Origin of the sequence: Corallococcus sp. RDP092CA (assembly GCF_041903675.1) — a bacterium.
Classification (GTDB): Bacteria; Myxococcota; Myxococcia; order Myxococcales; family Myxococcaceae; genus Corallococcus.
The window spans coordinates 98,351-109,983 of record NZ_JAYESI010000007.1 but is presented as its reverse complement, the minus strand read 5'-3'; the positions used below and the strand labels follow the sequence as shown (position 1 = coordinate 109,983).

The 11,633-nt window shown below is 70.8% G+C and carries 7 protein-coding genes; 1 reads left to right on the top strand and 6 read right to left on the bottom strand.

The window, feature by feature from the left end; genetic code table 11:
* Positions 1–55: 55 nt before the first annotated feature.
* A complete protein-coding gene (locus tag U8525_RS10655; protein ID WP_374264407.1) occupies positions 56–2,092 on the top strand; it encodes a membrane dipeptidase in 2,037 nt (678 codons plus the stop codon).
* 92 nt (positions 2,093–2,184) lie between these two features.
* Here the strand turns inward: U8525_RS10655 and U8525_RS10650 are convergent, their stop codons facing one another.
* From U8525_RS10650 to mxcH, 6 genes are all read right to left on the bottom strand, one after another.
* Complete coding sequence (locus U8525_RS10650) at positions 2,185–2,883, bottom strand: carbonic anhydrase (protein ID WP_374264404.1); 699 nt, start codon at positions 2,881–2,883, stop codon at positions 2,185–2,187.
* Positions 2,880–4,451, bottom strand: coding sequence for a SulP family inorganic anion transporter (locus tag U8525_RS10645; RefSeq protein WP_374264402.1), 1,572 nt, complete (start codon positions 4,449–4,451; stop codon positions 2,880–2,882). The genes U8525_RS10650 and U8525_RS10645 overlap by 4 nt, the downstream gene beginning before the upstream one ends.
* A gap of 183 nt (positions 4,452–4,634) precedes the next feature.
* Positions 4,635–5,987, bottom strand: a complete 1,353-nt coding sequence (locus tag U8525_RS10640; RefSeq protein WP_374264400.1) for a sigma-54-dependent transcriptional regulator — start codon at positions 5,985–5,987, stop codon at positions 4,635–4,637.
* A complete protein-coding gene (locus U8525_RS10635; RefSeq protein WP_374264398.1) occupies positions 5,984–7,651 on the bottom strand; it encodes an ATP-binding protein in 1,668 nt (555 codons plus the stop codon). Before U8525_RS10635 ends, U8525_RS10640 begins: the two co-directional genes overlap by 4 nt.
* A 118-nt stretch (positions 7,652–7,769) precedes the next feature.
* Positions 7,770–9,077 carry a hypothetical protein gene (locus tag U8525_RS10630; protein WP_374264396.1) on the bottom strand — a complete coding sequence of 436 codons (1,308 nt, stop codon included), beginning with the start codon at positions 9,075–9,077 and terminating at the stop codon, positions 7,770–7,772.
* Positions 9,078–9,130: 53 nt separating this feature from the next.
* On the bottom strand, positions 9,131–11,599 hold the full coding sequence (gene mxcH / locus U8525_RS10625; protein WP_374264394.1) for a TonB-dependent siderophore myxochelin receptor MxcH: 2,469 nt from the start codon (positions 11,597–11,599) through the stop codon (positions 9,131–9,133).
* Positions 11,600–11,633 lie beyond the last annotated feature (34 nt).

Sequence of the window (11,633 nt, the reverse complement as noted above, 5' to 3'; positions counted from 1 at the left end):
GGAATCGTAGCTGGTACTCCCAGCGCGCCTCCCCCCAACCGGAAAGGTGCACCGCATGTCGCGTCGCTCCCGAAGCGTCTCAAGAGAGCTGTTCACACCCCTGCTCGCGGCCACGTCGCTCGCGCTGGCCTGCGGGCCCGTCACCGAGGAGCCGCCCGCGCCGGTCGAGGCGACGCCCGCGGAGGTGGCCCAGCCGCTCGCGGTGGGCGGCTTCGCGGAGATGCACCACCACATGTTCGCCGAGGAGGCGTTCGGCGGTGGGTGGTTCCACGGCAGCCACACCGGCACGCTGGCGAGCTGTGACGGGGGCATGCCGGAGAGCGACCACGCGCGCGTCCGCATGGACCTGCGCGACATGCTCAACCTCTGTCCCAACTCCGGCAGCGTGAACCTGGGCGGCGTCCCCCTCCTGTCGGACATCTTCGGCGTGGGCGGCGCGGTGGCGTCAGAGATCATTGGCCAGGTCGAAGGCACCGAAGGCGACACGGGCCTGCACCTGGGCCGCATGGAGACGCCCACCCAGTGGCCGCGCTGGGACACCATCGCGCATCAGCAGGCGTGGGAGGGCTGGCTCAACAAGGCCCGCCAGGGCGGCATGTCCCTGGTCATGGTGTCGCTCGTCAGCAACGAGTTCCTCTGCAAGGCGCTGCCGTACCAGAACCTCAAGCGCCCCTGCGACGAGATGATGGACGTGGACGTCCAGCTCCAGATGGCCCGCGACTTCGACGCGCGCACGGACTGGGCGGAGATCGCCCTGTCGCCCGCGGATGCGCGGCGGATCATCTCGCAGGGCAAGCTGGCCATGGTGCTCTCCATCGAGTCCAGCAAGCTCTTCGGCACCAAGGACTGGCGCGCGGAGCTCAACCGCGTCTACTCGCTGGGCGTGCGCTCGTTGCAGCCCGTGCACCAGCTGGACAACCGCTTTGGCGGCGCGGCCCCGCACAACGCCATCTTCCACGTCGCCCAGTTCCTGGAGAACTGCCACATCGACACGGACTGCGGCATCACCGGCAACGGCTTCACGCTCGGCTTCGACGTGGACGCCAACTGCAAGAACACCAAGGGCCTCACCGCGGACGGCAAGGCGCTGGTCCAGGAAATGATGAACAAGGGGATGCTCATCGACATGGCCCACATGTCCGAGAAGAGCATCCAGGACGCGTATGCCCTGTCCCAGGCCCGCACCTACTACCCGCTGTTCATCTCCCACGGCCACTTCCGCGAGGTGATGAACCCGGACCTCGCCGCCAACGAGAAGACGACCCCGTCGTGGGTGGTCCGCTACGTGCGCCAGACGGGCGGCATGTTCGGCCTGCGCACCGCGCACGACGAGACGCGCGACTACACCCGCACGCCGGTGGCCAACACCTGCCAGGGCTCCACGCGCTCGCTGGCGCAGGCATATGAGTTCGGCCGCCAGGGCCTCAAGGTCAACATGGGCTTCGGCGCGGACCTGAACGGCTTCATCCAGCAGACGCGCCCGCGCTTCGGTGACTTTGGCGCGTGCTCCGCGGGCTTCCACGCGGAGGCGGACGCGCAGGAGGAGCAGCAGCGCGTCTCCGGCCCGCCGCCGCTGGGCACCGACTTCGACGTGTACGGCCTGGCCCACGTGGGCCTGTTGCCGGACGTGGTGAGGGACCTGAAGCAGCTGGGCGTCAACACCACGGGCCTGGAGGGCTCCGCGGAGAAGTTCATCCAGATGTGGGAGCGCGCCAACAGCACCCGCGCCGGCATGGCGGACGCGGCCAACGACATCGACACGGGCGGCGTGGCGGCCTACGTCCCCAAGGCCACCCGCGAGGCGGCGTATCCGAAGATCTGCGGCAAGGCCTACGCCCCCAGCACCAAGCTGGTGTCGGAGTCGTGCCGCTTCGACGCGGAGTGCAAGTCCAACGCGTGCAGCGCGCTGGATGACTGCGGCAACGTCCCGGGCGTCTGCACCTGCACCGCGGACACGCACTGCGCCGCGAACCAGTTCTGCGGCTGGGGCACCAACGACGGCAAGTGCGTGAACAAGCGGGCCAAGGGCTCGCTGTGCTCCTCCGGCCGGGAGTGCCAGTCCGGCAAGTGCTCGTGGCTGATGTGCACGTAAGCCGCCCGCGGTGAAGCGGCCCCCGGCGTCCGAAGGACGGTCATCGCCGCCTTGGGACGCCGGGGGCTGGAGGCCTCCGGGGGAGCGCCGCCCTACTGGACGGCGCGGAGCGCGGGCTGCTCGTCGGGGCTCAGCGCCGTCAGGAGCCGCTCCCCCTCGGGCTCGTCGATGGGCACGAAGCGGCCGAGGTCGGACCGGTACGCGTGAACCTGGGCCGCCCCGATGTCGAACCACCAGCCGTGCAGCCGCAGCGTTCCCGCCGCGAGCCGCTCCCGCACGATGGGGTAGGTCTTCAGGTGCTCGAGCTGTTCGAGGACGTTCAGCTGGGAGAGGCGATCCACGTCGGGCAGCCCCACGCCCACCTGGGAGTCCCGCTTGAACGCCTTGAGCGAGGGCGCTCCGTGCGCGAGCCACTGCTCGAGGTTCGGGGCCCCGGTGACGGTGCCGCCGGCCAGGAGCGCCTTCATCGCGCCGCAGCTCGAGTGTCCGCAGACGACGACGTCCGCGATGGGCAGGAAGCCCAGGGAGAACTCGATCGCCGCCGCCTCCGAGCGGTCCGCCGTGCTCTGTCCGTCGCGCGTGGCAGGCGGAACCAGGTTGCCCACGTTGCGCACGGTGAAGAGGTCCCCGGGGTCCGTGGAGACGAGCAGGTTGGGCACCACGCGGCTGTCCGAGCAGCTGATGAAGAGACAGTCCGGGGTTTGCCCCTTCGCGAGCCTCTCGAAGGTCGCCCGGTACGAGGGCAGGGTGTGGCGCTGGAAGTCGAGCAGACCTCGGATGAGCTTCTTCACTGCGCACCTCCGGAAGCGAGAGTCGAGACGTGAACGGGGGATGAAGGGGCTGAAGCCGCGGCGGCCCCCGCGAGGTGGGCCGCGCGCGCGCTCCGCCGGGTCCAGATGTCTTCGAGCGGCTCCATGGTCACGGTGCCGCCCGTCTTGCGATGCGTGTCCGCCCAGCTCTCCAGCGCCTCGAAGCCGGAGTGGTCGAGCGTGTTCACCGCCACGTCCACCTCCACCGTGGAGCCCGAGGGAATCCTCGCGAGCGCCGTGGACAGCTTCGGCACCCCGACGAACGTCAGCGCGCCGCTGATGCAGACCTGGTGAACGCCGTTGGCGGCGCGGGTCTCCACGCGCACCTGGCCGAGCTGCCACAGGAGCCGGAGGATGGCCGCGCCGAGTCCGAGCCCGATGCCCGCGAGCAGGTTGATGCCCACGACGCCGGCCACGGTGATGAGATAGACCGGCAGCTCGCCCCGGTGCCGCAGCTCCCGGATGTGGGCGAGGTTCACGAGCTTCAGGCCCACGTGCACGAGCAGGCCCGCCAGCACCGTCAGCGGCACGTAGGCCGCGAGTCCCCCCAGCAGGGTCACGAAGGCCACGATCCACACCGCGTGAAGCACCGCCGACCAGCGCGTCTTCGCGCCGGCGTTGATGTTCGCCGCGCTGCGCACGATGACGCCGGTGATGGGCAGCCCCCCGAGCAGACCGGAGACGGTGTTCGCCACGCCCTGCGCGAGCAGCTCGCGATCGAGGTTCGCCCGCGGGCCCGTGTGGAGCTTGTCGGTCGCCACCGCGCTCAAGAGCGACTCGGCGCTCGCCACGAGGGCGAGGGACAGCACGGCCATGAAGAAGGCGCCCCACATGGAGCCTTCAGGAAGGGACGGCAGCTTGATGGACGACAGCGCATCCGCGGCCAGCTCCACCCGCGCCACCTTCGCGTTCAACACCGCCGCGACCACGGACCCGACCACGACCGCCACCAGCGGGCCGGGGACCTTCTTCAGCCGCCCGTTCGGCAGGAGGTTCCACGCGATGAGGATCCCCAGCGTGAGGAGCCCCAGCAGCGTGGCCGGGCCATGAAGGTCGAGGATCTGCCCGGGCAGCTCCCGCAGGTTGTTCCAGGCGTTGCTCTGCGGAGAGCCGCCAAGGACGATGTGGACCTGGCCCAGCACGATGAGAATGCCGATGCCCGCGAGCATCCCGTGGATCACGGCCGGGGAGATGGCCAGCGCCGAACGCGCCACCTTCAGCCCGCCGAGCGCCACCTGCACGAGCCCCGCCGCGGCCACCGCCGCGCACGTCACGGCGAAGCCCAGCTCCTGGATGAAGCCAAAGACCATCACCGCGAGGCCCGCCGCGGGGCCGCTCACGAGGAGCGGCACGCCGCCCATGAGGCCCACCACCAGGCCGCCCACGATGCCGGCAATGAGCCCCGCCATGATGGGCGCTCCGGACGCGAGCGCGATGCCCATACAGAGGGGCAGGGCCACCAGGAACACCACCAGCGAAGCTGGCAAATCGGAGGCGAGGACCTCCTTCAACGAGGGCCTCGCCTCCGCCGCTTTTCCAACCGAAGTCATTGCTTGCGCTCCCCTTGTTGGCTGCCGAGCCGCACCTGGGCTCGACGTGACAAGAGGGGCTCTACGCAAGCGTTGTGCCGGCCCGTTCCGGGCCCGCTCCGGCGGGCGCGTGGCGCATCAGGGCCGGGCGATGAAAGAAACTTGAATCCGGCGGCTCAGGCGATGAACGAAACTTGAATCCGTTCACTCCGAGGAGGCGTTCTCCCCCAGGCGGCGGAGGAAGGTCGGATAGGACAGGCCCAGGGCGCGGGCCGCCTCCACGCGCCTGCCTCCAAGCTGCTCGAGCACGTGCCGGACATAGAGCCGCTCCACTTCATCGAGCGGCCGGGGAGGCCCTGGCACGGAGAAGGCGCTGGGGTCGCTCCAGGCCGGCGTGCCGCCCCCCCTGGCGAGGGACTGGAGCTCGAGCGCGGGCCCGCCTTCGAGCACGAGCGCCCGCTCGAGCACGTTGCGCAGCTCCCGCACGTTGCCGGGGAACGGATAGCTCAGCAGGCGCTCCTCCGCGCCGGGAGAGAAGGGGACGGGGCGTCGGCCGAGCTCCGAGCAGAGCTCCAGCACGAGCGTCCGTGCGAGCGGCAGCACGTCCTCGCGGCGCTCGCGCAAGGGCGGCACGTCCACGCGGAACACGCTGAGCCGGAAGAGGAGGTCCTCGCGAAAGCGCCCGGCGGTGACCTCCGCTTCGAGGTCCTTGTTGGTGGCCGCGACGATCCGGGCGGTGCTCGTGAGCTCCGTCGTTCCACCGAGCCGCCGGAAGGCCCCTCTGTCGAGGAACGTGAGCAGCTTGGCCTGGAGCGCGAGCGGCAGCTCCCCCACCTCGTCGAGGAAGAGCAGCCCATCGCTCGCGAGCTCCACGAGCCCGCGCCTCGCCGTCTTCGCATCCGTGAAGGCGCCGCGCTCGTGTCCGAAGAGCTCGCTCTCCACCATCGTGTCCGGGAGCGCGGCGCAGTTGATCTGCACGAAGGCCCCCTGCTTCTGGCGCAGGGCGTGGAGGTGGCGGGCGAGCACCGCCTTCCCGGTGCCGGTCTCCCCGAGCAGCAGGACGGGGCTTCGCGGCGTGGTGGCGATCCGCTCCAGCATCTGGAGGGTTCGCTGCATCGCCGGCGAGCGGGACTCCGCCAGCCGATGCCTTCCTTCGAGGACGCTCTCGGCCTGGCGCAGCCGCTCCTGGAGCTGGAGGTCGCTCGCCGCGCGGCGTGCGCGGATCACCAGGTCGTCGATCTCGACCGGCTTGCTCAGGTAGTCGCGAGCCCCCGCCCGGATGGCCTCGACGGCGCTCTCGATGTCGCCGTGCGCGGTCACCATCAGCACGATGGTCGCCGGAAGCTGGGCGCGCAGCTCGGGCAGGAAGACGAGCCCATCTCCATCCGGCAGCCTCCGGTCCAGCACCACGAGGTCCGGCGCCTCGGCGGCGAGCGCGGCGCGGGTCTCATGCAGCGAGCGCGCGACCCGGACGCGAAAGCCCTCCTGGCTCAGCATGGAGGCCGCGAGCGAGGAGAAGGTCCTGTCGTCATCGACGAGCAGCAGGGAGGTGCTCATGAAGCCATTTTCTCGAGCGGAAGCCGGACCGTGAAGCGGCTGCCTCCGGGGACGCGGGTGTAGGAGACGCTCCCTCCATCATGCGCACGGATGGCCGTGCGCACCATCGGGAGCCCGAGCCCGATCCCCTTCGACCGGCCCACCGCGAAGGGCTCCCAGAGCCGCGGCTCGAAGGCCAGGGGCACTCCTCCCGCGTTGTCCTCCACGACGAAGACCACCTCCGCGCCCTCGCGGAGGAGCCGGACCTCGACGCGAGGCGTGGGCTGCTGGCCCGTATCCCGGGCCACGGCGCCGGCCTCGACGGCGTTGCGCACGAGGTTGTCGATCGCGGAGACCAGCAGCGTCGGGTCGCCCATCACGAAGAGCCCCTCCTGCAGCGAGGTCTCGATGGCGACATCCGCGGCCTCCGGCAGGAGCTTCACGGCTTGAAGCGCGTCCTGGACCAGCAGGTGCATCTCGCAGCTGCGCCGCAGCGTGGACTGGGGGGACGCGAAGGTCAGCAAGGAGCGGGCGAGGTGGCCGAGCCGGTCCGCCTGGGAGCGCAGCGCCTGGACGGGCAGGGTCGTCTCGCCTCCCTTCGCGCGGATCATGCTGAGCGCGGCCTGCATGCTGTTGAGCGCGTTCTTCACCTCGTGGGCGATGAGCGAGGACGCCGTGCCGAGCGCCGCCATCGTCTCCTGGTGCCGCAAGCGCTCTTCGGCCGCCATCAGCGAACGGTAGGAGCGACGCAGGAGCACCGTGAAGAGGAGGAGCACGCCGCCGAGCAGCGCGGTGTGGAGGCCGAACTGGCCGAGGTAGCGGCGCTTGAGCAGCTCGCGGTCTCGCGCCTCGTCCTCGAGCACGGCGAGCAGCATGCCGGTGCCGGGGACGAGCGCCGCCGCGCCGAGGAACCGCGTGCCTCCGAGCGTGACGGCCCCGGGAGCGTCCACCAGCGGGCGAAGGTGGGCGGCGAGGTCCGGCTGGCGCAGGAGGGGCGGGGGCTTCGCCGGGAGGAGGAGCCGGCCGCGCTCGCCGAGCAGGGCGACCATGGACTCGTTCGTCCCGCGGGGGATGGGGAGCAGCTCGTTCGCCGTCGCCAGCTCGCCCAAGAGGAGGCCCACGACCCGCTCGCCGCGCACGATGGGGACCGCGACCGCGACGAGCCCTCCGCCTTCGTCGTCCAGCAGTCCGACCGAGGCGACCCGCTGGTCCACCATCCGCCGGAACCACGCGCGCGAGGCGAGCGGCGTGCGCCCGAGCGGCATGTTCGCCGGGTCGCTCCAGATGCGCTCGCCGTCCGCCGACACCAGCGCGACGCCCCCCGAGAAGAGAGACGTGTGGCTGAAGGCGTTCTCGAGGAGCGCGACCTCGGGTCCCGCGGCGCCATTCTCGGGCCTGAGCGAAGGGTGCTCCGCGAGCCGTTGCAGCTCCGAGCGCAGCAGCCCGAGGTGCGCGCCGATGGCCTGGGCCTGGACGCCCACGCGGTCCGACAGGTGCGCGAGGAGCTGGCCCTCCGCCATCTTCACGTCCTCCTGGTAGACCAGGAAGGGGCTGACGAAGGCGGCGCCCCAGAGGAGCATCAGCCCGACCACGGCGGACCGGCCCGCCTTCCGCTGCGTGCGGAGCAGGTCGCCCGCTGGGGGCACCAGGGAGGTCAGGGGGGGCTGGGCCGGGGGAGACGACATGCGCCCATCATCAACGCATTTCGGCCCGCGCGGCAGCCGCTCGTGACGGCCGCGCGAAAAATCGCGCCCGGGAGGGGCGGGGTGTCGCTCCCCGCCCCTCGGACGCTCACGGCACGTGCTAGCGCAGCTGGAGGAACGAGAACGACAGGCCCTGGTGCGTCGCCACCAGGTTGCCGGACAGGTCCGTCAGCTCGCGGTAGTTCGTGGTGCCGCTGTTGTTGGTGAACTCGCTGAACACCACGCGGCCGTTCATCTCATACAGGAAGGAGCTGCCCGTGCTGGCCGGCAGCGTGTCCACCAGCGTCGCGTTGGTGCCGGCGGCCGGGTCGATCTTCCACCACTTCCAGGCCACCGCGCTCGCCAGGACGCGCGCGTTGGTGTCCACCTGGACCGGGAACACGGTCTCGTCCAGCACGCGCAGGTAGCCGGTGCCGTTGGGGCCCGCGAGCAGCGAGCCCGTGGCGCCGCCGTTCGTCAGCGCGCTCAGCTCCTTGAAGAAGGCCGGGTCGTAGGTGTTCGTCGCCGGGTCGAACTTCAGGAGGCAGGGGGTGGGCACGGTGGGGTTGGTGCCGGACACGCGCTTCTCCGCGGCGCCGTACGCCTCCGTCGCCAGGTACACCTGGCCGTCGCTGCCCACGATGCCGTCGCGCACGTAGCCGCAGCGGTCATCCGTCACCACCACCGCGCTGTCGTTCGTGGTGTCCACCACGACGATGCCCGCCTGCTTGGTGACGGCGGTGCCCGCGCGCCAGCCCACCGGCATCAGCACCTTGGTGCCCACGCGGATCGGGTTGGAGGCGAAGGTCGTCGAGCTCCCTTCGAGGGTCAGGGCCGGCAGCGAGATGCTGTTGATCAGCGTCATGTCCTTCGGGTTCCAGATGATGACCTGCGAGTTGCGGCCGTCGAAGTAGTAGGCCTTGGTCTCGGAGACGAACTGGAACTGGTTCTGGTACTCGCCGATGGTGGTGACGCCCTTGCCCGCGAAGCTGACCTCGCCGGCCTTCTCCAGCGTGTTGCTGGTCGTCAGGTTGTAGCGGGTGACGGTGGCGCCGGCGCTGCTGGAGACGAAGATGGCGCCCGACTTCGGGATGCCGGAGCCCAGCGCGCGGCCGTTGATCTGCGTGGCGTTGTCCGTGGACAGCGGCGTGCTCGGATCCAGGGTCTCCGTCAGGATGACGTAGCTCTGGGAGTTGCCCTCGACGCTGACCTGCGCGACGAACGCGTACATCGGCGGCGTCGTCGTGCCACCGTCGGTGTCGGTGCCCGCGTCGGTGTCGGTGCCCGCGTCGGTGCCCGCGTCGACGGACGTGCCCGAGTCCGGGGTGTTGTTGTTGTCGTCATCGTCGTCGCCGCAGGCCGCTGTGAAGGCCAGGGAGAGCGCCAGCAGCAGACGCGCGGAGGTGCGGAAGAAGGGTGAAGGCTTCAAGGACTTCCCTTTCAGTGGGGGTTGGCTGTGCTGCGAAAACGGAAGCGCGTTGCTCAGCGCTCCAGCGTGAACTTGGCGGCGATGATCCGCCCGGGGCGCTGGACCCCGTAGAAGTCGTACGTCTGGGCGTTGGTGACGTTCTGGAAGTCCAGCGTCCAGCTCAGCCGCGTCGCCATGTCGCGCACCACGTAGGTGAAGGCGAGCGCATGCGTGAGCTGTGACTCGACGCGCAGCTTCGACTCGTCGCTGCCCAGCGCCTCCCAGGACAGGAGGAAGTCGTCCACGAAGCGCGTGCGCCAGGTGACGAGCAGCTCGTCCTGGAACCGGAGCAGGCCGGAGACCCGGACCTGCGCGCTGCCGTTGGCCGTCAGGTAGGGACGGTTGGGGATGCGCTGGTCCTTGAAGTCGGCGTAGTTGCCCTCGCTGGAGGTGTTGCGCAGGTCCTGGTACGTGGCGTTGCCGTCCAGGCTCAGGTAGCGGCCCGGCGACGTCCAGCCCACCGAGCCCATGGCGCCCAGCGAGCGGGACCCGTAGACGTTCTGGTAGGTGAAGTAGCTCCCCTGCCCGATGAGGACGATGAGCTGATCCGTCAACCGGGCGAAGCCGCCCACGTTGGCGCGGAAGCTGCCGGCGCGCGTGGGCTCGGACGCATAGCCCAGCCCCAGGTTGAAGTTGTGGCTGGTCTCCGGCTGGAGCTCCAGGTTGTCCTCGATGAGGTTGCCGTCGCCGAAGATCTCATCCGGGCGCGGCAGCCGCGTGGCCCACTCGTAGGAGGCCTTGGCGCTGAGCTCGGAGGTGATGCGGAAGCGCAGGCCGTCGCCCACGCCCACCTCGTGCGCGGTGCGGCCCAGGTCCAGGAACTCCGCGCTGGCCAGCAGCTTCTGCGCCCGCACGTCCTGGAGGTAGTCCTTCACGAAGGCGATGTTCTGCAGCCGCCCGTCGAGCGCATCGACCTGGTACTCCAGGCCCGTCACCAGCGACGTCACGCCCCGGGGCGCGGAGAGCGGATCCGGCCGGTTGTTCGCCTGGAGCCGGCGGTCCTCGCCCGTCCGCGCCACATAGGTGGGCGACACCGCGAGCCGCAGCGTGTGCGCGCCGCCGGGCACGGGCGTCCAGGCGGCGTTGAGCCGCGCGAACGCGGTGTGCTGGTTGACGTAGCGCTCCGTGCCGCCTTCGGAGATCTCCCCCGGCTGGGGCAGGGTGATGAAGCAGCGGCCATACCAGTCGTAGCCGCACGTGCCGATGTCCAGGAACCGGTTGCGGCGGAACGTGTACCCGCCGACCGCGTCCAGGCTCACGCCCGGGTCGTAGTTCCGAGAGTAGCGCAGGGTGCCGCCCGCGGAGCCCTCGGCGGTGGTCACCTCGCCGTAGGGGGCCTCCATGTTGACGTCGTTCTGGATGTCGCGGCCGGCCGCGTTGATGAAGCCGCGCAGGAGCAGGCGCCGGGCCCAGGGCTTGTCCACGAAGCCCGCCTCGACGCTGGCCCCACCCGCGCGGTAGCCGTCGTGGAAGCGCCGGAGCTCCACGGGCGCGAGCTTGCCCAGTTCGTTGGGCACCTCCACGTTGACGGGGTAGTTGTTGCGCGCGTCGTCGTAGAAGCCGTGCGCGCGCACCACCAGGCCGCTGGGCTCGTGGTAGTGGCGGGCGCTCGCGGTGAAGCGGTGCGTGTCGAAGGAGGCCAGCTCATAGGAGCCCGCCACGGCCGAGCCGCGCACGTCCTGGTCGGTGACGAGCTCCACCGCGCCGCCCAGCACGTCCGCGCCGAAGCGGATGGGCACCACGCCCGTGTAGACCTCCATCTGCTGCACCAGGTTCACCGGCACGTTCGCCAGGCCCGGCCCGTAGCCCGCGAACTCCAGCGGGATGCCGTCGATGAAGAAGCGCACCTGATCATCCGACAGGCCCGCGATGGAGATGCGCGCGGTGCTGCCCAGGCCGCCCGTGCGGCGCACGTCCACGCCCTCCGTGCGAGCCAGCGCGGTGCCCAGGTCGGCGGACTCCATGCTGGCCTGCTCCAGCTCGATGACCTGGACGGCCTCCGCGGACTTGCGGCGGCGCTCGGCGCGCGTCTCTCCCACGCCGGTGACCTCGACGTCCTCCTGGTACTCGGTCGGGGCCTCGTCCTGCGACGCCGTGCCCCTTGGCGCGCTGGACAGGGCGGGAGGCGGCGTGGAGGCCACGGCCCTGGAGCGGCCGGGGAGCTGGAAGACGTAGGTGTACGTGACGCGCGCGGGGGCCACGACGCCGTTGCGCTTCGCGGGCGTGAAGCGGAACTGGAGCGCGGCGGTGCGCGCGGCCTCGTCGAAGCCGTGGCCCACCGGCTCCAGCACCTCCGCCTCGGTGACCTGGCCCTGCGTGTCCACGCGCAATCGCAGACGGACGTTCGCCTCCAGCTGCGCGCGCTCCGCTTCCTCCGGGTAGGGCGCCTCCACGGTGTGGAGCAGCTTCGGCAGCTCAATGACAGGCTCCACCGGCGCGGGAGCCTGCGCCGGTGCTTCCTCGGGAGCGGGGGGCGGGGCCACCGGTTCCTCCGGCTGCGCCGCTCCCGCGTGCGCG

Coding starts and splice junctions, on each gene's coding strand:
- U8525_RS10655 (WP_374264407.1), top strand. CDS start 56: ATGTCGCGTCGCTCCCGAAGCGTCTCAAGAGAGCTGTTCACACCCCTG.
- U8525_RS10645 (WP_374264402.1), bottom strand. CDS start 4,451: ATGACTTCGGTTGGAAAAGCGGCGGAGGCGAGGCCCTCGTTGAAGGAG.
- U8525_RS10640 (WP_374264400.1), bottom strand. CDS start 5,987: ATGAGCACCTCCCTGCTGCTCGTCGATGACGACAGGACCTTCTCCTCG.
- U8525_RS10635 (WP_374264398.1), bottom strand. CDS start 7,651: ATGTCGTCTCCCCCGGCCCAGCCCCCCCTGACCTCCCTGGTGCCCCCA.